20 protein-coding genes and 1 tRNA gene are annotated in these 22,660 nt (G+C 65.1%); 7 read left to right on the forward strand and 14 right to left on the reverse strand.

Annotated elements, in window-relative coordinates; all coding sequences use genetic code 11:
- Window positions 1-31: 31 nt before the first annotated feature.
- The 5 genes from IVA96_RS31285 to IVA96_RS31305 all read right to left on the reverse strand — a co-directional run bounded on the left by IVA96_RS31285 (window position 32) and on the right by IVA96_RS31305 (window position 5,975).
- Window positions 32-811 (reverse strand): SDR family oxidoreductase, encoded by a 780-nt coding sequence (locus IVA96_RS31285; protein ID WP_247421325.1) that lies wholly within the window; start codon window positions 809-811, stop codon window positions 32-34.
- A gap of 202 nt (window positions 812-1,013) precedes the next feature.
- Window positions 1,014-1,520, reverse strand: a complete 507-nt coding sequence (locus IVA96_RS31290) for a TerB family tellurite resistance protein (RefSeq protein WP_247280012.1) — start codon at window positions 1,518-1,520, stop codon at window positions 1,014-1,016.
- A 219-nt stretch (window positions 1,521-1,739) separates the two neighbouring features.
- Window positions 1,740-3,149, reverse strand: coding sequence for an adenylate/guanylate cyclase domain-containing protein (locus tag IVA96_RS31295; protein WP_247421328.1), 1,410 nt, complete (start codon window positions 3,147-3,149; stop codon window positions 1,740-1,742).
- A gap of 50 nt (window positions 3,150-3,199) precedes the next feature.
- Window positions 3,200-4,567 (reverse strand): cytochrome P450, encoded by a 1,368-nt coding sequence (locus tag IVA96_RS31300; RefSeq protein WP_247280010.1) that lies wholly within the window; start codon window positions 4,565-4,567, stop codon window positions 3,200-3,202.
- A 34-nt stretch (window positions 4,568-4,601) separates the two neighbouring features.
- The gene (locus IVA96_RS31305) at window positions 4,602-5,975 is read right to left on the reverse strand and encodes a hydrolase (RefSeq protein ID WP_247421330.1); all 1,374 of its coding nucleotides are present in this window, start codon (window positions 5,973-5,975) and stop codon (window positions 4,602-4,604) included.
- 135 nt (window positions 5,976-6,110) lie between these two features.
- On the opposite strand from IVA96_RS31305, the gene IVA96_RS31310 reads away from it, so the two are divergent.
- Complete coding sequence (locus IVA96_RS31310; protein ID WP_247280008.1) at window positions 6,111-7,799, forward strand: MFS transporter; 1,689 nt, start codon at window positions 6,111-6,113, stop codon at window positions 7,797-7,799.
- A gap of 55 nt (window positions 7,800-7,854) precedes the next feature.
- On the opposite strand, the gene IVA96_RS31315 is transcribed toward IVA96_RS31310, so the two are convergent.
- Entirely contained in the window at window positions 7,855-8,070 is a 216-nt protein-coding gene (locus IVA96_RS31315) for a cysteine rich repeat-containing protein (protein ID WP_247280007.1), read from the reverse strand.
- Between the two features lie 165 nt (window positions 8,071-8,235).
- The gene (locus IVA96_RS31320; protein ID WP_247280006.1) at window positions 8,236-8,529 is read right to left on the reverse strand and encodes a hypothetical protein; all 294 of its coding nucleotides are present in this window, start codon (window positions 8,527-8,529) and stop codon (window positions 8,236-8,238) included.
- A 253-nt stretch (window positions 8,530-8,782) separates the two neighbouring features.
- Here IVA96_RS31320 and IVA96_RS31325 point away from each other — a divergent pair, with 253 nt between their 5' ends.
- Entirely contained in the window at window positions 8,783-9,826 is a 1,044-nt protein-coding gene (locus IVA96_RS31325) for a polysaccharide deacetylase family protein (protein WP_247421332.1), read from the forward strand.
- A 70-nt stretch (window positions 9,827-9,896) separates the two neighbouring features.
- On the opposite strand, the gene IVA96_RS31330 is transcribed toward IVA96_RS31325, so the two are convergent.
- The 5 genes from IVA96_RS31330 to IVA96_RS31350 all read right to left on the reverse strand — a co-directional run bounded on the left by IVA96_RS31330 (window position 9,897) and on the right by IVA96_RS31350 (window position 14,601).
- Window positions 9,897-10,292: a hypothetical protein gene (locus IVA96_RS31330; protein ID WP_247280004.1), complete on the reverse strand. Its 396-nt coding sequence runs from the start codon at window positions 10,290-10,292 to the stop codon at window positions 9,897-9,899.
- Window positions 10,293-10,540: 248 nt separating this feature from the next.
- Window positions 10,541-10,616 (reverse strand) — tRNA-Thr (locus IVA96_RS31335).
- Between the two features lie 100 nt (window positions 10,617-10,716).
- The gene (locus IVA96_RS31340) at window positions 10,717-12,504 is read right to left on the reverse strand and encodes a heme biosynthesis HemY N-terminal domain-containing protein (RefSeq protein WP_247280003.1); all 1,788 of its coding nucleotides are present in this window, start codon (window positions 12,502-12,504) and stop codon (window positions 10,717-10,719) included.
- Window positions 12,505-12,540: 36 nt separating this feature from the next.
- On the reverse strand, window positions 12,541-13,782 hold the full coding sequence (locus IVA96_RS31345) for a hypothetical protein (protein WP_247280002.1): 1,242 nt from the start codon (window positions 13,780-13,782) through the stop codon (window positions 12,541-12,543).
- Between the two features lie 72 nt (window positions 13,783-13,854).
- A complete protein-coding gene (locus IVA96_RS31350) occupies window positions 13,855-14,601 on the reverse strand; it encodes a uroporphyrinogen-III synthase (protein ID WP_247280001.1) in 747 nt (248 codons plus the stop codon).
- Window positions 14,602-14,752: 151 nt separating this feature from the next.
- Between IVA96_RS31350 and tsaD the strand changes: the two genes are divergently transcribed.
- Genes tsaD through IVA96_RS31365 form a run of 3 tightly spaced genes read left to right on the forward strand, consistent with a single transcriptional unit; the run spans window position 14,753 to window position 17,231 of the window.
- Window positions 14,753-15,826, forward strand: coding sequence for a tRNA (adenosine(37)-N6)-threonylcarbamoyltransferase complex transferase subunit TsaD (gene tsaD / locus IVA96_RS31355; protein WP_247421335.1), 1,074 nt, complete (start codon window positions 14,753-14,755; stop codon window positions 15,824-15,826).
- A gap of 2 nt (window positions 15,827-15,828) precedes the next feature.
- A complete protein-coding gene (locus tag IVA96_RS31360; RefSeq protein ID WP_247421339.1) occupies window positions 15,829-16,809 on the forward strand; it encodes an NAD(P)H-dependent glycerol-3-phosphate dehydrogenase in 981 nt (326 codons plus the stop codon).
- Window positions 16,810-16,811: 2 nt separating this feature from the next.
- Window positions 16,812-17,231, forward strand: a complete 420-nt coding sequence (locus tag IVA96_RS31365) for an EVE domain-containing protein (protein WP_247279998.1) — start codon at window positions 16,812-16,814, stop codon at window positions 17,229-17,231.
- Window positions 17,232-17,261: 30 nt separating this feature from the next.
- Here the strand turns inward: IVA96_RS31365 and IVA96_RS31370 are convergent, their stop codons facing one another.
- The gene (locus IVA96_RS31370; RefSeq protein WP_247421342.1) at window positions 17,262-18,341 is read right to left on the reverse strand and encodes an adenylate/guanylate cyclase domain-containing protein; all 1,080 of its coding nucleotides are present in this window, start codon (window positions 18,339-18,341) and stop codon (window positions 17,262-17,264) included.
- A 101-nt stretch (window positions 18,342-18,442) separates the two neighbouring features.
- Between IVA96_RS31370 and IVA96_RS31375 the strand changes: the two genes are divergently transcribed.
- Entirely contained in the window at window positions 18,443-18,898 is a 456-nt protein-coding gene (locus IVA96_RS31375; protein WP_247279996.1) for an SRPBCC family protein, read from the forward strand.
- A gap of 12 nt (window positions 18,899-18,910) precedes the next feature.
- Here the strand turns inward: IVA96_RS31375 and IVA96_RS31380 are convergent, their stop codons facing one another.
- Complete coding sequence (locus IVA96_RS31380) at window positions 18,911-20,080, reverse strand: DNA topoisomerase IB (protein WP_247279995.1); 1,170 nt, start codon at window positions 20,078-20,080, stop codon at window positions 18,911-18,913.
- Between the two features lie 385 nt (window positions 20,081-20,465).
- On the opposite strand from IVA96_RS31380, the gene acs reads away from it, so the two are divergent.
- On the forward strand, window positions 20,466-22,412 hold the full coding sequence (gene acs / locus IVA96_RS31385) for an acetate--CoA ligase (RefSeq protein ID WP_247279994.1): 1,947 nt from the start codon (window positions 20,466-20,468) through the stop codon (window positions 22,410-22,412).
- The last annotated feature ends 248 nt before the right edge of the window (window positions 22,413-22,660 follow it).

Genomic DNA, 22,660 nt, shown 5'->3' on the forward strand with positions numbered 1-22,660 from the left:
TCCGGGCCACTACGGACGCCTCAGGCCTTCTCTAGGATCTGCGCCTCTGGAATCGGCTGGTCGCGGCCAGGATGAAGCCCCGCGGGAAGAAACGCAGCGCCAACGGCACGATCTTGATGCCCAGACCAGGCAGCACTGCCCGTTTGTTGGCCATCAGACCGCGATACGCATCGCGGGCCACCTCGGCGGCAGAGACGTTGAGAACCGCCGTATCATGTTGGGATCCGACGCCGGCGCGAGCCTGGAATTCGGTTGGCACAGGGCCCGGGCAAAGCACGGTGACGCGGACGCCGCGCGGTGCAAGCTCCGCCCGCAGCGCTTCGGTGAAGGAGATGACATAGGCCTTTGAGGCGTAGTAGACGGCCATGCCGGGGCCAGGCAGAAAGCCGGCGACAGATCCGACATTGAGAAGACCGCCCCTGTTCTTGATGAGCTGATCGGCAAAGCGCAGCGACAGATCCGTCAGGGCCCGGACATTGACATCGACGATGCCGAGCTGCTCGACGCGATCGCGCTCGATCGCATCACCGAACACGCCGAAGCCGGCATTGTTGACGAGATGATCGAGCTCGACACCTTCGGCGGCAAGCGCTGCCGCGATCTTGTCGCCGGCATCCGCTTCCTCGAGATCGCAGGCGATCACGATCGGTTTCTTGCCGCCCTTGGCGGCCAGCTCCGCGGCAAGCGCTTCCAACCGGCCCGCCCGGCGCGCGGTCAATGCGAGGCGATGCCCGTTGGCGGCAAACACGCGCGCCAGCTCCATGCCGATACCCGCCGAGGCACCGGTAATCAGCGTCACCCGCTCAGTCACGATCGAAGTCTCTTGAATTCAAGTTTTTGGCCCCGCAATGGTGGAACGAGAGCATAGGCCACGCGCGACATGCAAGCTGCGCCGCCAGCATGGCCGCTTGAGCAGAACGACAAGCCGCCTTGAAAAACCTTTGATTTGCAGGCGAATTCGGCGCAGGCGGCGGATAAATTAAAGTTTCGTCATGTCTCCGCGCAGGCCGCGATCAGTCGAGGCCAGAGCCGTCAGCCGCGACCGCGCTGTCCTTGACCTGACCACCGGCTCGGTCCGCGACCGCGTGCTTCAGGTCGATCCGGTCGCGCTGCGAAATCCCGAGCAGATCGGAGGCGCGCCAGACGACGTTATCCTCGAACTCGCTGACCTGGCCGTCTGCATAGACCAGTTCCCACATCATCCGCACAATGCGCTTGCGACCCTCTTCGTCGAGCGAGCGCATGATGACGCTGGTGAAATGATAGAGATCGACCGCCTCGCCCTCGACCTCGGTGGCGTCGGCGATCAGCCGGTCCGCAGTGCCGCGATCCAGCCCAAAGTGGCTTTCGATCAGGCTATGCAGTTTACGTTGCTCGGCTGCGCTCGGCTGACCGTCCAGCGAGACCACGTGAATCAGCAGCGCCGTGGCCGCCAGCCGATAGTCGCTGTCGCCGAATGCGCGAGTCTGGTCGTGGGGAGCAACAATGTCGGCGATGAATTGGCGCAGGCCGTCGAGCATAAAGTCCTACCGAGATCGATGAAGCCGCGAGGGGCGGATGCTACCAGCATTATATGAGGCGCAAATTCAACCGGCGCAATGTGCGTCAGTTCCGCGCGCCGCATTACGTTTCGGCAATCTGCCGGTTGGCGTTATGTCCGGTCCGATCGACGCTGGAGGATGTAGCGCGCATCCGCCGCCACGCCGTCATTGCGACGGAGCGCATGTCGGACGCATCCCTCACGGTATCTCGTACACCACCATCTTGTCGGCAATGCCGCGCAGAGCCGCCTGCTTCTGGATTGGCTTGATCTCGCGCTGCTGAAGGATTTCGGCAACCGCCGGCACATCGAGCACTGGGCCGGTGATGTGGATCTCCTGCGCGGTCGACAGGCTTTGCACGCGCGCGGCGATGTTGACGGTCTGGCCGAAATAATCCTGGCGCTCGTTGAGCATCACCGCGAGGCAAGGCCCCTCATGAATACCGATCTTGAGAATGAGATCGTTGGCGCCGCGCTCCCTGTTCAATTCATCCATGGCTGCGCGCATGCGCAGCCCCGCGGTAATTGCGTGCTCAGGTCTGACGAAGGTCGCCATGACAGCGTCGCCGATTGTCTTCACAACCGCCCCCTTCTCGGCGGCAATGATCTCCAGCAGCGCACGAAAATGCGCGCGCACGAGGTCAAAAGCACTGAGATCACCGACTCGCTCGTACAGCGCCGTCGACCCCTTCAGGTCAGTGAACAGGAAGGTCAGCGACGTGATCTTCAATCGCTGGTCGACATTGAGGTTGTCGGCCTTGAAGACGTCGCGGAACGTCTGATTGGACAGCATCCGCTTGGCCGTCAGAATGGGCTTGCGCTTGCCGATCATCTCATGCAACGCGTCGGCGGCAATCCACACCGAGGGCAACACGCGATTGCCTGATTGATTCTCGAGCGTGAGGCGCAACGGTCCAGGGCGCATCACAGTGGTCCCCGTAGGCGCCTCTAATTTGTTGAACATAATCGAAAGCTGCTGACGTTCGCTCGTCGGCTCACCCTGAACATCCAGGAAATGGGCGGAATGCGTGACCGGCTCGAAGACGATGACGAACTGGCTGGGAAGCTTCAGCGAGAGGATCGCCTTTTCGCCGGCAGGCAATTCGAGCGCTTCCAGCGTCACTTCGTTGATCAGGCGCGAGAACGATTCATCGTTGATGTCGACGCCGGAGCTCCAGAACATCTGCCGCACATATTCCCAGATCGGCAACGTGTCGGGATCGTGAGCACCGATCCGGCGGACACGCGGACTGACGGTAAAAGCCACCTCGACCATCTCATCGACTGACGCCTCGTACCCAGCTGCACAGAGCGCGCAGTTGTAGTCTTCATGCTTCAGGGATTTCAACGTCGTATGCGCACCCAGAACTCCTCCGCAGCCGGGACACAGCACGTTCCAGCTCATGTCGAACAGGCCTAGCCGCGATGCGTGCAGAAATCCGGAAATGACCTTCTCCTGATCGAGCCCGGCACGATCAGCAAAATCCAGCACGTTGATGCGGTTGAGGTCTCGGTCCTGACCATTGGCGATCAGTTGCGCAATCGCGTCGACCACCTTGGCGTCGGCGGTCTGCTTCAGAACGGAAAACTGGGCCTGGATGTCGCTCATGGCGGGGCTCTGTCTAAGGTGGATCACGCCATCGGCCAGACGAGCATCCGTTACCGACGCGTGATGCGGAACATGGGTGAGTGGTCCGGCTGCGTCGTGACGACGCCATGCGGAATCACGGGAACGGTATCGGCAAGCTCGACGCGGAACGCGCCGATCAGCCGGGCCAGCGCCAGCACCGATTCGGCTTGCGCAAACGGCGCGCCGATGCAGACGCGGGGGCCGGCGCCGAACGGCAGATATGCGAAGCGATCAGGCGGCTCTTTCGCCATGAAGCGCTTTGGAATGAACGCGTTCGGCTGATCCCACAGTTTCTCGTGCCGGTGCAAAAGCCACGGCGCGATCATGATGATGTCGCCCTTGCCGATCTCGATGCCGGCCGCGTTGTCCTTCTCGCGCGCGGCACGCGCGACCAGGAAGGCGGGCGGATAGAGCCGCATGGTCTCCTCGATCACGGCACGGGTGAATTTCTGCCGCTCGATGTCGGCCATGCTGTCGAGATGTTCGCCGCAGGTCTCGGAGGCGACCTCCTCCTGCGTGTCAGGGTCGAGCGACAGCAGATAGAGCGCCCAGAACAGCGCCGTCGCCGTAGTCTCGTGACCCGCCAGGATCATGGTTGCGACCTCGTCGACGAGCTGTTCGTCGGAAAAGCCCTTGCCCGTTTCAGGATCGCGGGCCTCGTCCATGAGGTCGAACAGGTCACGCGGCGGCGCGCCGTCCTTCTTGCCCGCCGCGCGCCGTTCGGCGACCAGCATGGCAACGAATTCGGTCCAGCGCTTGCGAAAGCGCGCCCGTGCAAGATCCATCGGACTCGGCCAGGACACCGGCAGCACCATGTCGAGGAAATAGGGCCGTCCCAGCCGCGCGGCATATTCCATGATGAAATTGCGCAAGGTCGCGCCATGGCGGTCCATGCCGAACGAGAACATCGTGCGCCCGGCGATCTCGAGCGTCATGCGCTGCATGACCTCGCGCAGATCGACGGGCTCGCCGGTTCGCGCGTCGAGCTTCGCAATCGCTTCGTCGAGCACCGCGGTCATGTGCGGGACGAGATTTGCGGTAGCGCGCGGCGTGAAGGCCGGGGCCAGCGTGCGGCGCTGAAAGGTCCAGGAATGACCTTCCGCAATCAGGAGGCCGTCACCGAGCACCGGGCGCAGCATGCGGATGCCCGCCGGCGTGCGCGTATAGTTCTCGTAATTGCTGAGCAGGACGTGCCGGATCGCGTCCGGCTGGTTCAGGATGAAACTGTTGCGGAAAAAAAAGCGGCCCGGGATGACGTCTTCCTCATAGGCGCGCTGCCCCCAGGTCGCGATCATGTTCTGGCGGATCACCGCGAGCTTGCCAAAGAACGACATGTCGTCCGGCGCACGCGGCGGGGTCGGAGGGATGATGGGCCGATGCACGCTGGCGATGTTCATGGCTCTCTCCGGCGGAAGTGACGCAAGCAAACAGCTAATAAGTCAGCTCGGCAATCGCAATCCTGCTCTCAGAGGCGGGCCAGGCGCGTGCCACAATCCGTTCTTCGCCAAACTGGGCCACGATGTTACGCCCGACCTCGCTGGCCGGAAGCCGCAGGGTTGCTGCCGCATCCGTGGGCACGCCCGGTTTGACGTCGGCCGGCTCCTTGCCGTCGAGCAGCACCACGTCCCGCGGCAGGCCGAAATAGCCGCGCGGCCGAGACATGATCACGACAGCTCCTGCGTCCTTGTCAGCCGGCCCGAGCGGGCGCGCAGGCCGCAGGTGCACGACGTCCGACGAGCGCGGGAATGGCGAGCGGTAGATGTGCGTCGTCGGCGTGTCGGGAGATACCAGGACGAATTCGAGCGACCAGGTAGGATCGATCTGCACCGGTCCCCAGCGGCCATCGGCACCGGTCTTTGAGCTGTGCAGCGCAACGCCCTTGCGCTCTCCCGTTTCGGGATCGACGCGGAAGACGTCGACGGTTGCGCCGGCCGCCGGACGGTTGGTCGGCACGCCGCCCGGCGTGCCCGTGACCAAACCGCTCAACTTCACGCTTGGCTCCGGCACAATCGCGATGCGCATCGGCTCGCGCCCGGCGACGAACTTGTAGATCTCGCGAAATGCGCGCGGATGAAACGCCACCTCGCGATGATCGAGCGCACCGAGTACGAGGTTGGTGGCCCCCTTCAGCTCCGGCCCCTCCGCGGTAATACCGGTCGGGACGCCGGGCTTTCCGATGAAACGGCCGTCGGCTTGTGCATATTTGTCCAGGCCGTCACTGCGCAAGGTGAGAAAAGCTGTGCCCGCCGTCACCTCGCTCTCGCCGTCGTTCAAGCCGCGCAGGAATGCACCGCGGCCATTGAACTCGTTGTTGGGCTGGTCGTCGGTCGCGAACACGCCGTGATTGGGCGTGCCGCACAACACGGCGTGGCTGACATCGCCGGCACCGCCATTTTTGATGACGTTACGGATCGCATAGCCACCTCGGGAGCTGCCGACCAGCGCCAAGCGCGACGCGCCGGTACGGCGCTTCAGGTCAGCGATGGCGGCGGTGAGCTCGCGGCGCTGGTCTTCTGTCGATGACCGGTTCGCCTGCTCGACCTTGTCGTCGCTGCGCGCAAGCGGATCGGTGAAATTGATCGCCGCCATGCGATCGCGTGCGACGCCGTTCGATTCCATCCGCCACAAGGTCGTCATCCAGAGCGCGTCGTAGTCGCCGTTGCCGTGGACGAACAGGATCGGCGGCAGCTCAGTGCTTGGCGTGGCGGCCGGTGCGGTTTGGGCCATCGCGCCTGCCGGCAAGCTCACAACTGCGAAAGGCAAGCTGCTGACCCCTTGCAGGATCGTCCGTCGCGACAGCTTCATCTGTTCCTCCCCGGCAAACGCCTCTTTGCACCGCTTATACTGGCCTAATCACTGGACAGCGAAGGACTTTCGCAGGCATCACTGAATTTGCCGGAATCGCCAGGACCATTTCTGCCAGACCGTTTGGAAGGGGATATGACCGAGCAGAGGAACCGCCAGAAAATTGTCGCCGACGGCATCACCGCGCCGCTGCGGTACACCGTATTCCGGCGCATCTGGCTTGCCAGCCTGCTCTCCAATCTCGGCCTCCTGATCCAAGGCGTTGGTGCCGCCTGGGCGATGACGCAGATGGCGGCCTCGGCCGATAAGGTGGCGCTGGTGCAAACCGCGCTGATGTTGCCGATCATGCTGATCTCGATGCCGGCGGGCGCCATCGCAGACATGTATGATCGACGCATCGTCACCCTGGTCTCGCTGTCGATCGCGCTGGTCGGCGCGAGCGCGCTCACCGTGCTGGCCGGCCTTAATCTGATCACTCCCGAATTGCTGCTCGCTTTTTGCTTCGTCGTCGGCAGCGGCAATGCGCTGTTCGGCCCCGCCTGGCAGTCCTCGGTGAGCGAACAGGTGCCGCCCGACGCACTGCCCTCGGCCGTCGCGCTCAACGGCATCAGCTACAACATCGCGCGCAGCTTCGGTCCCGCGGTTGGCGGCGTGATCGTCGCTGCGCTCGGCGCGGTGGCGGCGTTCGCTTGCAACGCGATTCTCTATCTGCCGCTGCTGGTGGTCCTGCTGCTCTGGCGCCGCAACACCGAACCCTCGCGCCTGCCACGAGAGAAGCTCAACCGCGCGATGGTCTCGGGCTTCCGGTACATCACCAATTCGCCGCCGATCAAGATCGTGCTGTTGCGCACGCTGGTGATGGGCCTGATCGGCGGGGCCGTGATGGCGCTGATGCCGCTGGTCGCGCGCGACCTCTTGCATGGCGGCGCGCAGACCTACGGCATCATGCTCGGCGCCTTCGGCATGGGGGCCGTGATCGGCGCGCTCAACATCCATGAATTGCGCAAGCGCATGAGCGGCGAAGCCGCGATCCGCGCCTGCACCATCTCGATGGCGTTTGCGATGGCCGCGGTCGGCTTGAGCACGGAGCCGGTGCTGACGGCAACTGCGCTGGTGCTGGCCGGCGCGGTCTGGATGGCCGCGATCGCGCTGTTCAATATCGGCGTGCAGCTCTCGGCGCCGCGCTGGGTCGCGGGCCGCTCGCTCGCGGCGTTCCAGGCCTCGATCTCGGGTGGCATCGCGATCGGCGCCTGGGGCTGGGGCCATCTCACCGACTATGCCGGGGTCGAGGTCGCACTCCTGGTCGCGGCCGGCCTGATGCTGATCTCGCCGCTGCTCGGCGTCTGGCTAGCGATGCCGCGCGTCGGCGCGCGCAATGAGGATGCCGAGGTGTTGGCCGATCCTGAGGTGAAGCTGTCGCTGACCGGCCGCAGCGGGCCTCTGGTGGTTGAGATCGAATACCGCGTAAGCCAAGAGAATGCCCGCGCCTTCCACAATGTGATGCAGGACGTACAGCTCTCCCGGCAGCGGAACGGCGCCTATGGCTGGTCGATCGCACGCGACATCGCCGATCCGGAATTGTGGACCGAGCGCTATCATTGTCCGACGTGGCTTGACTATTTACGCCAGCGCAACCGTTCGACTCAGTCCGAACGCGCTCTGCATCAGGAAGCCATGGCCTTCCACATCGGCCCCGAGCCGGTGCGGATCCGGCGCATGCTGGAGCGTCCGTTCGGCTCGGTGCGCTGGAAGGAGGACACGCCGGACCGCGCCAATAGCGAAGTGCTGCCGGTGGTCGCGACCGCGGCGGGGAGCAGCACGTAAGCCTCACGTTCGTCATTCCGCAGCGCGCCGTCAGGCGCGAGGCCGGAATGACAGGTTACTGCCCGTGATCCGTCAGCACCTTGTCGCAGCCTTTGCTCAGCCGGGTGCGGTTCTGCTTCAGGCAGGCGAGCACAGCGCCGTCGCCATTGTTCATCACGGCGCGGCAGAAGCGACTGACATCACGCGCGCAGGCATCGTGGCCGGGCTGCTGCTGCGCGGACGCGGCCGATGCGCACAGGAGCAAAGAAATAACGAAAAGAAATCTAGCCATCGCGTAATGCCTTCTACCGCAAAGAATGTGCGGGCGAAGCTAGTGCGATGGTCCTAAGGCCGCAACGGCTTTGTTGACTGGCTGCAACGTGCCACCGCATGGCGCCGGCTTGACCCCGGGGTACATCGCGAGGGGAGCTATCCGACGCAACGATCGCCGTGTTGCTTACTGCTTGTCCTGCGCGTCAGCGACCTTGCGCGACGCGCCCTTGGCGAGGTCCTTGTCCATCACCGCGCGGCAGCCGGCGGTTAAGTCAGAACGATGCTTGATCATGCACGCCGTGATCTTCGGGATGTTGGGAATGTCCGCGGAGCAGAGTCGGAAGGCATCGCCGGTGCACATCTGCTGCGCTTCGGCCGAGAAGGCGAAGCCCGAGGTCGTCGAGACGGTCGACACGATGGCGGCAAAGCCCAGGGCCAGACTGGTGTCGCGGATCTTGCTGGAAAACGACTTGGTCATTTGAAGCTCCCATTGGCACCGTCGGAACGGCGCCGGTTGTTGATGGGAACTACGATGCTCCGGCCAAACCGTTTCCACTGTGATGATGGTCACGGGAGGCACAGCCTCTGTGACCTCAGTCACTTTGGCGCACTTCGCTGAAATTCCTACGCGACCGGCGTCGCGTTGGTGTCACGTTAACTGTTCCTTCGCATTAATGGCTCGTCGCGCGGGAAATTCCGCCGGTTTGGTTGCGTAATTGGAAAGAATAGCGATGCGTAATGCGTTGGGCCTGATGCTGGCCAGTGTAGTTGCGGCGGTCGTGATCGCCGCCGGCGGTTGGTTTTATTATTCCGCGCGCGCCGATCAGGGCGCCCCCAAGACAGTTGCCGCCCGTGCCGCCGATCCATTGCCGGCACCGGCGAAGCTCGCCGCCAAGGATGACGTCGAGACCACCGCGGCGATCGCGGCCAAGCCGGCGGCAGCTGCCGCGGCGCCCGCCCCGGCCATGCCGGTGCAGCAGAAACAGGCCTGCGCCAATCCGAACGCGCTGGGCGTTGCCCGCGTGGTCGAGATCGACACCACAGGCGGTGCCGGCTTCGGCTTCGAGCACTTCAAGCAGTTCGACTTTCTCACCGAGAAGGAGGTCGTGCTGACCTTCGACGATGGTCCGTGGCCGGTCAATACGCCCGCCGTACTCAAGGCGCTCGCGGATGAATGCACCAAGGGCCTGTTTTTCTCGGTCGGCAAGCACGCAACCTATCATCCGGAGATCCTGCGCCAGGTGCTGGCCCAGGGCCACACGGTCGGCACGCACACCTGGTCGCATGTCAACCTCAACAGCAAGAAGATGACGGAGCAGCAGGTCAAGGACGAGGTCGAGAAGGGCTTCAGCGCCGTGAGATTCGCGCTCGGCACCAATCCGGCGCCGTTCTTCCGCTTCCCGCAGCTTCAGCACAATCCCGCGATGGTGACCTATTTCGGCACCCGCAACGTCGCGATGTTCTCGACCGACATCGACTCCTTCGACTTCAGGAAGGGCGCCACGCCGGAGAAGATCGTCGAGACCGTGATGACCAGGCTGGACAAGCTCGGCAAGGGCATCATCCTGATGCACGATTTCCAGAAGCACACCGGCGAAGCCATGCCGGCGCTGCTCGCGCGGCTCAAGGCCGGCGGCTACAAGATCGTGCAAATGAAGGCCAAGACGACCATTCAGACGCTGCCGGAATATGACGAGGCATTGCTGAAGGACTTGAAGGTGCCGACCTCGAGCGCCCGTCCGATCGCAAGTGTGGTGCAGACGGTTTCGCAGTAAGCGCGATCACCGCTTCAATATGCGCATGGCCGGGCCCTTCCCCCGGCCATTTGCTTTGGGCAAGCGGCTGTTACCAGTAGATGCCGTGGCGGTGCAGCTCGCCGATGATGCGACGTTCGGTCCAGCTGCGCTTGTGCTTCGGCTTGTCCGCCGTTGCCGTGGTCTTGCTGGCGGGCTTGATCGTCGTGACCTGCGCGGAGCTCGTCGTGGGCGTCGTCACGGCCGGAGCGGTCGGCGCAGCCGGCGCAGAAAGCGACACTGCCGGCGGACGATCGGAATATTTCGGAGCCTCATTGGCTGGCACGACGTCGCTCACCTGCGTCGGAGCGGCCGTCGCCGAAGTGGTCGTGATTTGCGGCGCGGAGGTCTGCTCGCCTGCCGCGGCCAGTGACAGGCTGCGGGATCCGCCTGCCTGGGCAGACGCAGAGGCCAGGAGCATGGCGGCAACCAGAATGATCTTGCGCATGTGAAATCTCCCCGTGTTGGCGTAACCGGGACGTTACGGGAAGCCCGCCTGAGGTTACGTGATCACGATCACTCAGGCTGCGCCCTTCGCGCGCGCAGTGAACGTGCGGGCCGAGCTATAATGGCCGTGCCAAGAAATGCGTGGAGTGAGTGACCCTGCAACCCTCGACAGCCCGTTCGGCACGAGGTTGTCACCCATGTCTCAGGTACGACCTGTTACCTATGTCTCCGGGCTGGACAGCTAAGTGGTGGTGCCGCAAGAGGGATTCGAACCCCCGACCCCGTCATTACGAATGACGTGCTCTACCGACTGAGCTATTGCGGCGAACCCTGCCGGAGCCAGGACAATGCCGGCCCCGATACGCGCGCCCCTGATATCGGGCATGGCCCGAATTGGCAAGGACAAGCGGCGTTCAAAATGGGCCTCACGCGCCCCAGCGAGACCAGAATCCGCGCCACCCGCCGGCCTGGGCCTTTGGCGTGCCGATTTGTTCCGTAAATTCGTCGCTCGGTCCCTCGTCGTCGACCCCGGGATCATCCGGCGCGCGGACGATCGGGATCACGGCAGGGATGGGGGCCGGTCCGGGTTTGCTAATGTCGGCGCGGCTCCGGAATACCGGCGTTGCCGCCGGCGGCGATGATTCGGCAGGCGCGGGAGCCGGATCAACCGGCTCGGAAGCCACGATCGTTGGTTCTTCCTTGGCAGCCTCCTTGGGAGCTTCCATGGGAGCTTCCTCGGAACCTTCCTTGGAACCTTCCTTGGCCTGAGGAGGGGAATTGTCCTGGGCAGCCGGCGCTGGCGCCGTCTCCACCGGTTCCACCGGCGCTTTGCTGGCCGCCGTCACTCGCTTCGGCGGCGGTGCCGCCAGCATGGCCTCCTCGAAGGCCGAGGATTCGATCGTGGTGCCCTTGTCGGAAGGCAGGCTCGCGACCGGCGTCTGCCACTGGAAGGCGTCGAGACGGCCGGTGACCGGAGAGACCGGACGCCAGCGGTCGCTGACATAGCCGTCCGCAGTCCAGGCCGGATCGAGGCGGGCCCGCACCGCACGCAAGGTCCAGGCGCGCGCACGGCCGCCATCGCCGTGCTCGGTACGCTCGATCTCGGCCATCAGCAGCGCAACGCGCTGGGTCGGATCGTCGAGGTACGGTGCGAGCACCTCGCGCGCGCGGGCGAACTCGGAGGCATCGATCGCAGCGCGCGCGATCGCGAGCTGGCCCTCGACATGGCCGGGCTTGTCGGCAGGCGTCTTGGCCGCAAGCGTCTCGACCCGCTGCAAGCGCTGCCGGGCGGAATCGCCGAGCTTCACATGGGCATAGGCATCCGCAAGATCGGGATGCGGATTGGCGAGCCAGGCGGCCTCGAGCAGCTTCATGGCGCGGCGCACCTGATGCGCTTCGCTCTCGAATTTTGCGGCGAGCACCGCGGCCGGCACCAGGGTCGGCGCGAGCTTGATCGCCTCCATCACGCTCTCGCGCGCGACGTCGCGGTCCATGGTTTCCAATTCCAGCGCGCGCGCGGTGAGCAGGACGCCGCGCTGCCGGCGATAGGTCCCCTTGTCGATCAGACCCGCGGACAGATTCGAATCGAGGATCGCGAGCGCGCCGCCCCAGTCGCCGCGCGCGCAGCGGAAGCCAAGCACGGCATGGGAGGCCCAGGTCGAGGATGGCGACAGCTTGATCGCTTCCTCCGCGATCGTCACGGCGCCGAGCGCATCGTCGGCGCGCTGCGCCTCGATGAAGAGGCCGCGCAGGCCGAGCAGCCGCGTGTCCTCACGCTCGGTCATGGCGCGGAAGACGCGCTGCGCTTCGTCGCGATTGCCTTCGAGCTGCGCCGACTGCGCGTGCAAGAGCAGCGCGAGCGGATCATTCGGCGCATGCCGTCGGGCCGCTGCCGCATGTCGACGGGCAAGCGCGGTGTCGCCATGACCGATCGCGAGCAGGCCGTGAGTGATCGCGTGGCGACCGCGGGCATGGCGCTTCTCATGACGACGGCGGCGCAGACGCCCCGGCATGCGCCAGATCATGGTCAAGACGCTCCAGACCAGCACGATCGCGGCTGCGAAGATGCCAAGCCCGAGCACGAACCCGGGAAAGGTCGTCGTGGCACGGAGACCGCCCCAGGTCAGGACCAGATCGCCGGGCTGATCGGCAACCCAGGCTCCGCCGGCCGCCGCCAATGCGATCAGAATGAGAAAGAGGACGATGCGAAGCATGGCGATCCCTATAAGCGCCGATCGTTGCGCGAATCTTTATTGAGCAGGCTTGGCTGGATCAGATTTGGCGAGATCCGCCATGGCATCGTCGGCGAATTTGCGGGAGGCGGCGAGCGCGGCGTCGCGAGCATCGGCCTTGTCGAGCCAGGCTTGCGCGGCGGTGCGATCAGTTTCCGGAAGCGACTTCAGCTCGCGACGTGCCTCCGCCACATCGTTGCGCAGCGCCGCCGAGGTGATGCGCGCCACGATGGCACCGCGGTCATTGCCGATCCCGTCGGTGCGTTCGATGCGGACGAGCTTCGACGCGCCCGCCTGGAGACGCTCGACGATACCGGTGCCGCCGGTCTGGGTTTCCGCCGGCGGCGACAGTTTCGGCACGATATTGAGAAGCTCGCGGCTCAGCGCGACCGGCGTCGGGATGCCGGACGATGCAAAGGCGTCGAGCGGCTTCAGCATATCCGGCTTTGCCGTCAGCGACCGCGCCGCGGCCAGTTGCTGTTGATAGGGATCGCCATGGCGAACGGCGACGTCGAGCAGGGCCGCCGCCACCACATGGCGCAGCGGCTTGTCGTCCATCGTTTTGGCCTCGGCGATCTTCTCGCCTTGCTGCGCGAGCTCGGCTCGTTCGGTCCTGCTGGCGCGCTCGAGCTGCGCAATGCGGTCGTTGAGCGTGGCAAGATCGGGCGCGGCAGCATCTGGAGCGGATTTCACGTCGTTCAGTGCGCTCGCAGTCTTGTCGGATTGTTCGCGCAGATTGGCGATGTCGCTGCGCAGACTGCTGACGGACTTCTCCAGCGCGTCGATCCGCGCCGCCATCGCTGGATCGGCGACGGGCTTGCCGGCCTTGGCTTCGACTGCGCTCACCCGCCCGCTGAGCGCATCGACCGTCGCGCTCGTGACTTGCGGTGCGGCAGGCGGCGCCTGCACCGCGGGCCAGCCCAGCATCCAACCGACCGCAATCACGACTGCGGCTGCGACAGCGCCGGAGAGCGGGGCAACGACCCAGGGCGAAATCGGCTGCGATACAGGCGCGGATGCCACAGCGGCCGGCGCCTCGTCACGTTCCGGCTCAGCGTCGGCAAGTTCGGACTTGGCCGGCTCGGATTGTGCCGGCTCGGTCTCGGCGTGCTCCGGCGTCGGCTGAGCCTCGGGCTCGCCCGCCGCCTGCTGCGGCTGGGTCGAGACTTCGCTCGCCTCGAGGTCGATGGTGGGAGGGGCGCGCTTGGCACGACCGCTGTCGGGGGCCAATCCTGCGTCTTCAGGCTTGTCGTCGACCATCGTGACGGTTCCTCACATCCATACCTTGCACAGATCCTTCGGATCCGATTGCGTCGGATTCGGCTCGACCTCTTACGCCAAACGGGTGCGCAAAGCACGCTCCAAGGTGTCGAATAAGGCATTTTCGTCCGGCGTCGCCGCAACCAGAACCTGCGACGCGCCGGCCTCTCGCAGCACGCCGGCAACCGTCTCGGACAGGCAGCATTGCGGTATAGCCAGCGCCGAGATTTCGACACCTTCGTCCCGCGCCGCCTCCAGGAACGCCCGCGCGCTGCGCCGGGAATAGTGCAGCACCGCCTCGATCCCATGGCTGGCAAAGCCCTCGCAAACTTCTCGCGGCAGCAACTTGACCGGAGCCATGCGATAAGTGGTCTGCGTGACCACATTGAATCCTTCGGCGCTGAGCTCGGCGCCGAGATCACGCGACAGATCCGCACCCGCCAGATAAAGCAGCGTGCTCCTTTTCTTCAGCACCTTGTCACGTGCACTCTGCACCACCTTGTCACGCAAGGCCGCGGCGTCGCCACCGGCGACGATCACCTCGGCAAAGCCGGCGTCGCGCGCCGCAATAGCCGTGTGCTCGCCGACCGCAAACAGCGGCAAGTGCAACAGACCAAGACCCGGCAATTGCGGCGCGACGGCACGGATCGCATTGGCCGATGTAACGATGATGCCGTCATAGCTCGTCTCACTCTCGTCATGAAAGGCGACCGGCTCGAACTTGAGCACCGGCGCAAGCAGCACCACATGCCCTCGCGCGCGCAAACTCGCCGCCGACGCCTCATTGTCGGGATGTGGTCGTGTGACGAGAATGGACATCGCTTGGTGTTCCCGAACCATTTGACGGTGGCCATTTGCGAGGGCGGCCGCGCGTGACGATTGCGCAAGCCGTGCCCGGAATGCTACCGGACGTACCAGAACTCTGCTTTACGGATGAGCGCAAGGGCGCAAGTTGGATAACAATTCGCCAATGCTGATATTGGGCATCGAAACCACGTGCGACGAAACCGCCGCGGCCGTGGTCGAGCGCGCGCCTGACGGTGGCGGGACGATCCTGTCCAACATCGTACGGTCGCAGGTCGAGGAGCACGCCCGCTTCGGCGGCGTGGTACCGGAGATCGCTGCCCGCGCCCATGTCGATCTGCTCGATGACATCATCGACCGCGCCATGAGTGAGGCCGGCGTCGGCTTCGCCCAGCTGGGCGGTGTCGCGGCGGCCGCGGGCCCGGGGCTGATCGGCGGCGTCATCGTTGGGCTCACCACCGCCAAGGCGATCGCGATGGTGCACGGCACCCCGCTCGTCGCGGTGAACCACCTGGAGGCGCACGCGCTGACGCCACGTCTCACCGACGGAATCGAATTCCCCTATTGCCTATTCCTCGCCTCGGGCGGACATACCCAGATCGTTGCGGTCACCGGCGTCGGCCAGTATGTGCGGCTCGGCACCACGGTCGACGACGCCATTGGCGAGGCCTTTGACAAGGTCGCGAAGATGCTGGGCCTGCCTTATCCCGGCGGTCCGCAGGTCGAGCGCGCGGCGGCAAGCGGCGATGCGATGCGCTTCGCCTTTCCACGCCCGATGCAAGGGCGCCCCGACGCCAATTTCTCCCTATCCGGTTTGAAGACGGCGGTCCGCAACGAAGCGAGCCGCATCGCCGAGCTCACGCCGCAGGACATCAGCGATCTCTGCGCGAGTTTTCAAGCCGCCGTGCTGGAGTCGACGGCCGACCGCTTGAGCGTCGGTCTAAGACTTTTCCGCGAGCGGTTCGGCGCGCCGCGCGCGCTCGTGGCCGCCGGCGGTGTGGCCGCCAATCAGGCGATTCGCGGCGCCCTGAACGACGTCGCGCAGCAGGCCGGGACCCAGCTGATCATGCCGCCGCCCGAGCTCTGCACCGACAATGGCGCGATGATCGCCTGGGCCGGCGCCGAACGCCTCGCGCTCGGCATGACCGATACGATGGACGCGCAGCCCCGCGCACGCTGGCTGCTCGATGCCAACGCGACGGCACCGGCGGGCTACGGCAACACGCGAGCGGGATTCTAGTGATGACCGCGTTCGATTCCGTCGCCGTGGTCGGGGCAGGTGCCTGGGGCACGGCTCTCGCAACCGTGGCGGCGCGGGCAGGACGGAACGTGACGCTGTGGGCGCGCAATGCCGAACATGCGACGCGGATTGCCTCGACGCGCGACAATCCGCGGCTGCCCGGCGTGCGGATCGCTCCGGAAATCGTCGTGACGAGCGATCTGGCACTCGCCGCGCGCGCCGACATGCTGCTGATCGCAACGCCCGCGCAGCATCTGCGCGGCGCGGTCAACCTGCTGGCCTCGCACATTGCAAGGCCGGTACCCGTCGTCGCCTGCGCCAAGGGCATCGAGCACGGCACCCACAAATTCATGACCGACGTGATCACCGAAGCTGCACCGGGCGCGCAGCCGGCGATCCTGTCAGGCCCGAGCTTCGCCGACGATGTCGCGCGCGGCCTGCCGACCGCGGTAACGCTGGCGGCGAAACAAGAAGCGCTGGCTACCAGCCTAGTGCAGGCGCTGGGCTCGCCGAGATTCCGGCCCTATCATTCCACCGACATCCGTGGCGTCGAGATCGGCGGCGCGGCCAAGAACGTGCTCGCGATCGCGGTCGGCATTGCGGTCGGACGCAAACTTGGCGCCTCGGCCCAGGCCGCGCTCACGACCCGCGGCTTTGCCGAGCTGACACGCCTTGGTCGCGCGCTTGGTGCGCGCAGCGAGACACTCACGGGCTTGTCCGGCCTCGGTGATCTCATTCTGACCTGTTCGAGCCCGCAATCACGCAATTTCGCGCTTGGCCTCGCACTGGGCCGCGGTGAGAACCCGCCCGCAGGCAAGCTTGCCGAGGGCGAGTCCACCGCGCCGGTTCTGATCGAGCTTGCGGCTTCGCAACACATTGAGATGCCGGTATCGGAAGCGGTCGCTTCGATCCTGAGCGGCCGGAGCACGATCGATGCCGCGATCTCGGTACTGTTGACGCGCCCCTTCAAGGCAGAGGAATGAACATGGCTTATTGGCTGGTGAAATCCGAACCGTCGGTGTGGTCCTGGGACCAGCAGGTGGCGAAGGGCGCCAAGGGCGAGGCCTGGACCGGCGTGCGCAACTTCACCGCGCGCCAGAACCTGGTCGCCATGAAGAGGGGCGACAAGGCGTTCTTCTATCATTCCAACGAGGGCAAGGAGATCGTCGGCATCGCGGAGGTCATCAAGGAAGCCTATCCGGATCCGACCGACAAGACCGGCAAGTTCGTCTGCGTCGACATCAAGGCCGACAAGCCCCTGAAGACACCGGTGACGATGGCCGCGATCAAGGCCGAGAAGAAGCTCGCCGACATGGCGCTTGTGAAATATTCGCGCCTGTCGGTGCAGCCGGTGACGGCGGAGGAGTGGAAGCTCGTCTGCAAGATGGGTGGGATGTCGTCGTAGGTACGTAGCCCGAATGAGCGAAACTCGGCCCTACGTCTCCGGCAGCGCAAACACCTCGCACGGTGCGGCGATCCCACGCAGCGAATGCGATCCGAGCGCGATCAGAGGCATGTCCGTCTCTGCAGCGAGCGCGCCCGACACGAGCACGGTCCGCCCCAACGGCTTGCACAACCCTTCGAGCCGGCTGGCGAGATTGACGGCGGAGCCGATCGCCGTGAAATCGAGCCGGTTGGCAGCGCCGATATTGCCCCAGAGCATCTCGCCGAGATGGAGGGCGGCACCGAACGCGAGCGGCGGCAAGCCGTTGCCGCGGCGCTCCTCGTTGAGATAGGCCATCCCGGCTTCGGCCGCGCTTGCGGCGCGCAGAGCGGCCTCGCAGGCACGGCGCGGTGACGCTTCGATCACCGGAAAGATCGCCAGCACGCCGTCGCCGATGAATTTCAGCACCTCGCCGCCGAAGGCGTGAACGGCGCCGGCGATGCGGTCGAACCAGGCATCGAGCGCTGCGATGACATCGCCCGGCGGACTTGTCTCCGACAAACCGGTGAAGTTGCGCAAGTCGGCATAGAGCAACGCGGCCTGAATGGTCTCGCCAAGATCGCGCCGCAGCGGCGCCGCCAGCACCCGCTCCGCACTGCGCTTGCCGAGATAGGCGTCGAGTGTCGCCCGCAACGTGGCACGCGCGGCGAGCACGGCGAGCGGCGTCGCGGCAAAACGTGCAGCCTGGCGCAATCGCTCGATCTCGCCCGAGGTGAACGGACCCGGCCCGATCCACCCAAGCAAAGGCCCATCGGCCCGTCCGACGATATCTTCGTGCACCTCACCGCCCGCGATATCGCGCAGCCAGCCGCGGCCGGCATCGTTCGGCGGGTCCGGTGCCAGCCCGCCCGGCGCAAAGCCGAGCGCTTCGATCACCCGGCCAGTGTCGGCGCGCCACAACCAGGTCCGCTTCGCGATCAGCGGGTCAGGCACTTCCAGCGTCAGCGCCCCCGCCGCAAGCGGCACGCCATCAGCAACCAAATGGGCGCCGAGTTCCGCAAGCAGGCGGTCCGCCCCAAGACTATCTGCGGCGGCATCGACAAGCCAGGCGAGGGTCGGGGAGAGATGCATGGCTCAATCATGACGAAAGCGCGCCGTCTTTGTCACGGGCAATCCTTGACGGGCCGCTCCGGCCCCGCCATGTCCGAGTGTCAGCCCAGGGATGATCGCCAATGACCGAACCGTTCATAGTGCGACGCGAGACCCAGATCGCCGCCCCGCGCGCGACTGTTTTCGCCTATCTGACCGACCCCGAGAAGATTTTGAGCTGGATGGGTTCCGACGCGACCACGGAGCCCCGTCCCGGCGGGCTCTATCTGCTTAAAGGCGTCGGCCCGCGCGGCGGCGTCGCCCGCGGCGCTTTCCGCGAGGTCGTGCCGGTGCATCGTCTCGCCTACACGTTCGGCTGGGAGGGCGGCCAGGAAGTGCCGCCCGGCTCGAGCCTGATCGAGATCGACCTGATTGAGCAAGACGGCGGCACGTTGCTGCGGATGACCCACAGCGGCCTGCCGACCGCAGAACAGGCCGCCGCACATGCGACGGGGTGGGCACATTATCTGGAACGGCTCACCACGGCAGCTGCCGGTGGCGATCCCGGTCAGGACCGCGGCGTTTCGAACAAAGCGTAGCCGACAGGCGGATCAGACCGCCGCGGTCGCCACCACTTGCGCCAGAAGCTGCTCGCGCCTCGCCTGCGAGCGCTGGCCCTTCATGGTCGCGGCAAAGCGTTCGAGGATGCCGTCCTCGAAGGCGGTGACGATGGTGTCGTGGACGTAGCTCTTGCGGCAGATCGCCGGCGTGTTGGAGAGCTGGTCGGCAGCGGCGCGGATTGCGTCAAGCACCTGCTTCTTGCGGCCACGCTGGCTGGTCGCCGGCGTGATCCGCGACAGCGATTCCACGACCACGGCGGACGCCATCAGCGTGCGAAAATCCTTCAGCGAGATCTTGATGCCGGCGATCTCGCGCAGAAACGCGTTCACCTGCGTGGTATTGACCGCGCGCACGATGCCGTAGGCGTCGCGATACTGGAACATGCGCTTGCCCGGAACGCGCTGCAAAATGCCGATGGCGCGGACTAGCTTGGCTGCGTCGCACTCCTTCCGCACCGCCTTGCCGCCCTTCGCCTTGAAAGTCATCACAAAGCAATCGTCTTCCAGCGTGACGTTGGACTTGAGCAGCGTGGTGGCGCCGCGAGTGCCGTTGAGACGGGCGTAGGATTCGTTGCCGGGACGGATCGCGGTGCGGGCGATCAGTTCGATGACGGCCGAGAGCGCGAACTCGCGCGTCGGCTCGTCCCCTGACAGGAACGCCGAGACCTTGCGCCGGATTTTGGGCAGCGCGCCGACGAGCTTCTCGAGGCGATGCGCCTTGCGGTGCTCGCGGACCTTCTCCCAATCGGCGTGATAGCGATATTGCAGCCGGCCCGCGGCATCGCGTCCCACGGCCTGGAGATGCGAGCTCGGATCGGCGGAGTAGCGCACCTCGCGGTAGGCCGGCGGCACTGCCATGGCGTGCAGCCGGCGGATGGTGCGGGCGTCGCGGATATGAGCCCCGTTCGGGCGGACGAAGGAGTAGCCCTTGCCGCGCTTGATGCGCCGGATGGTCAGCTCGTTTTGATCGCCGAGCCGCAGGCCGAGTTCCCTTGCGAGCGCCTCGACGGTCGCCGCCGGCCTGGTGTCGAAGGTCTTTTTGGGGCTGGAACGCCTGAAACCAGCCGGTTTCGGCCATTGTCCAAGGGCTTTGGCGAGGGCAATGGCCGCAGGATCGGCTGAAGCGGGCCGCATCGTCCCGAGATTCTGCTGATCCATCATAGTGTTAAGCCTTGGCCCTGTTTCTTACCGTTCAATGCCGCTGTTCTGATTTTTGTTCCTGCGGTCGCTTTGGACCCGGGTTGGCCATTTAGGGTGTTCCGAACCGTATTGCCAGTCCTGAATCAGTGATAGGCGGTTGCCGGATACCTCCAGTCGGCGCATGCGGGTCTGCACCCCGCTATTTCGGAGATCTGGGTAAAGAGCCGAAAGGCGCCTCTTGGCCTGTTTCAGGTTTGCGCCATGCCGCCCTGCGGACCTTGATCCCGCCCGCCGAAGGTCCAGCTTGTGCTCCTTGTCGGGTCCGGTTAGCCCGACGCATAATCGTTCAGCGATCAAGTCGGCTTGCCAATCGCACGCGTTCGGCTTGCCGTATGTGGAGGGAAACATGTCCGAGAAGATCTACGACGTACCCGCAGAGTGGGCGAAGCGGGCCTGGGTCGATCAGGCCAAGTACAAGGACATGTATGCGCGCTCGATCTCGGACCCGAACGGTTTTTGGGTGGAGCAGGCCAAGCGCATCGACTGGATGAAGGCGCCGACGAAAATCGAGAACGTCTCGTTCGCGCCCGGCAACATATCGATCAAATGGTTCGAGGACGGCGTCCTCAACGTTGCCCAAAATTGCATCGACCGGCATCTGCACAAGCGCGCCAACCAGACCGCGATCATCTGGGAAGGCGACGACCCCTCGCAATCCCGGCACATCACCTACAAGGAGCTGCACGACGAGGTCTGCCGGATGGCCAACATCCTGCGCACCCGCAACGTTGGGAAGGGCGACCGCGTCACCATCTACCTGCCGATGATCCCGGAAGCGGCCTATGCGATGCTGGCCTGCGCGCGAATCGGCGCGATCCACTCCGTGGTGTTCGCCGGCTTCTCGCCCGACAGCCTCGCCCAGCGCATCAATGACTGCCAATCCAAGGTGATCATCACCGCGGACGAAGGCCTGCGCGGCGGCAAGAAGGTGCCGCTGAAGGCCAATGTCGACGCGGCGCTCGCCAAAACCGACGGCGTCGACTGGGTCGTCGTGGTCAAGCGCACCGGCGGCAAGGTCGACATGAACCCCACGCGCGACCTCTGGTACCACGAGGCGGCGGCGATGGTGACGACGGAATGCCCGGTCGAGCACATGCATGCCGAGGATCCTCTGTTCATCCTCTATACCTCGGGCTCGACTGGCCAGCCCAAGGGCGTGCTGCACACCTCGGGCGGCTATCTCGTGTTCGCCTCGATGACGCATCAATACGTCTTCGACTATCACGACGGCGACATCTACTGGTGCACCGCCGACGTCGGCTGGGTCACCGGCCACAGCTACATCCTCTACGGGCCGCTCGCCAACGGCGCGACCACGCTGATGTTCGAAGGCGTGCCGAACTATCCCGACAATTCCAGGTTTTGGAACGTCATCGACAAGCACAAGGTCAACATCTTCTACACCGCGCCGACCGCGATCCGCGCGCTGATGCAGTCCGGCGACGAGCCGGTGAAGAAGACCTCGCGCGCCTCGCTTCGTCTGCTCGGTTCGGTCGGCGAGCCGATCAATCCGGAAGCATGGGAGTGGTATTACCGCGTCGTCGGCGACGACCGCTGCCCGATCGTCGACACCTGGTGGCAGACCGAGACCGGCGGCATCCTGATCACGCCGCTGCCGGGCGCAACAAAACTCAAGCCGGGCTCGGCGACGCAACCGTTCTTCGGCGTTGTGCCGGAAATCGTCGATGCCGACGGCAAGGTGCTCGAGGGCGAGGCCACCGGCAATCTGTGCCTGACGCGATCGTGGCCGGGCCAGATGCGCACAGTCTATGGCGACCATGCCCGCTTCGAGCAGACCTATTTTTCGACCTACAAGGGCAAATACTTCACCGGCGACGGCTGCCGGCGTGACGCCGACGGCTATTACTGGATCACCGGCCGCGTCGACGACGTAATCAACGTCTCCGGCCATCGCATGGGCACCGCGGAAGTCGAGAGTGCGCTGGTCGCGCACGAGAAGGTGTCGGAGGCGGCCGTGGTCGGGTTCCCGCACGACATCAAGGGCCAGGGCATCTACGCCTATGTCACGCTGATGGCCGGCGTCGAGCCGACCGACGATCTGCGCAAGGAGCTCGTGACCTGGGTGCGCAAGGAGATCGGCCCGATCGCCTCGCCCGACCAGATCCAGTTCGCCCCGAGCCTGCCCAAAACCCGCTCCGGCAAGATCATGCGCCGCATCCTGCGGAAGATCGCCGAGGACGAGCCGGGCAGCTTAGGGGACACCTCGACGCTGGCCGATCCCGCCGTGGTCGACGACCTCGTCAGAAACAGGCAGAACCGGAAGCAGGCATAGGCTCAACCCATCGTCATTCCGGGGCGGTCCGCAGGACCGAACCCGGAATCTCGAGATTCCGGGTCACGCTGTCGCGCGCCCGGAATGACGCGGCTCACATCCTCACGCACTCGTCAGGGTGCGCGGCACAGGTTCGCATCTTTCCCGCCGAGTGTTGTTTTCAGGTCATTTACTTTATTTCGAACATTTCCTTTGTTCCCCCCGCTGGCTGGCCTTTGGCGACCGTGCGTGGAAACCATCCGGTTAAC

Origin of the sequence: Bradyrhizobium sp. 159, assembly GCF_023073795.1 — a bacterium.
Lineage (GTDB): Bacteria > Pseudomonadota > Alphaproteobacteria > Rhizobiales > Xanthobacteraceae > Bradyrhizobium.

Bases quoted from the DNA above. Each gene is read 5' to 3' on its own strand.
- IVA96_RS31380 (WP_247279995.1), bottom strand. From the start codon at position 20,080: ATGATGGATCAGCAGAATCTCGGGACGATGCGGCCCGCTTCAGCCGAT.
- IVA96_RS31310 (WP_247280008.1), top strand. From the start codon at position 6,111: ATGACCGAGCAGAGGAACCGCCAGAAAATTGTCGCCGACGGCATCACC.
- tsaD (WP_247421335.1), top strand. From the start codon at position 14,753: ATGCTGATATTGGGCATCGAAACCACGTGCGACGAAACCGCCGCGGCC.
- IVA96_RS31325 (WP_247421332.1), top strand. From the start codon at position 8,783: ATGCGTAATGCGTTGGGCCTGATGCTGGCCAGTGTAGTTGCGGCGGTC.
- IVA96_RS31305 (WP_247421330.1), bottom strand. From the start codon at position 5,975: ATGAAGCTGTCGCGACGGACGATCCTGCAAGGGGTCAGCAGCTTGCCT.
- IVA96_RS31320 (WP_247280006.1), bottom strand. From the start codon at position 8,529: ATGACCAAGTCGTTTTCCAGCAAGATCCGCGACACCAGTCTGGCCCTG.
- IVA96_RS31300 (WP_247280010.1), bottom strand. From the start codon at position 4,567: ATGAACATCGCCAGCGTGCATCGGCCCATCATCCCTCCGACCCCGCCG.
- IVA96_RS31375 (WP_247279996.1), top strand. From the start codon at position 18,443: ATGACCGAACCGTTCATAGTGCGACGCGAGACCCAGATCGCCGCCCCG.
- IVA96_RS31370 (WP_247421342.1), bottom strand. From the start codon at position 18,341: ATGCATCTCTCCCCGACCCTCGCCTGGCTTGTCGATGCCGCCGCAGAT.
- IVA96_RS31360 (WP_247421339.1), top strand. From the start codon at position 15,829: ATGACCGCGTTCGATTCCGTCGCCGTGGTCGGGGCAGGTGCCTGGGGC.
- IVA96_RS31345 (WP_247280002.1), bottom strand. From the start codon at position 13,782: ATGGTCGACGACAAGCCTGAAGACGCAGGATTGGCCCCCGACAGCGGT.
- IVA96_RS31365 (WP_247279998.1), top strand. From the start codon at position 16,812: ATGGCTTATTGGCTGGTGAAATCCGAACCGTCGGTGTGGTCCTGGGAC.
- IVA96_RS31330 (WP_247280004.1), bottom strand. From the start codon at position 10,292: ATGCGCAAGATCATTCTGGTTGCCGCCATGCTCCTGGCCTCTGCGTCT.
- IVA96_RS31290 (WP_247280012.1), bottom strand. From the start codon at position 1,520: ATGCTCGACGGCCTGCGCCAATTCATCGCCGACATTGTTGCTCCCCAC.
- IVA96_RS31350 (WP_247280001.1), bottom strand. From the start codon at position 14,601: ATGTCCATTCTCGTCACACGACCACATCCCGACAATGAGGCGTCGGCG.
- IVA96_RS31340 (WP_247280003.1), bottom strand. From the start codon at position 12,504: ATGCTTCGCATCGTCCTCTTTCTCATTCTGATCGCATTGGCGGCGGCC.
- IVA96_RS31315 (WP_247280007.1), bottom strand. From the start codon at position 8,070: ATGGCTAGATTTCTTTTCGTTATTTCTTTGCTCCTGTGCGCATCGGCC.
- acs (WP_247279994.1), top strand. From the start codon at position 20,466: ATGTCCGAGAAGATCTACGACGTACCCGCAGAGTGGGCGAAGCGGGCC.
- IVA96_RS31295 (WP_247421328.1), bottom strand. From the start codon at position 3,149: ATGAGCGACATCCAGGCCCAGTTTTCCGTTCTGAAGCAGACCGCCGAC.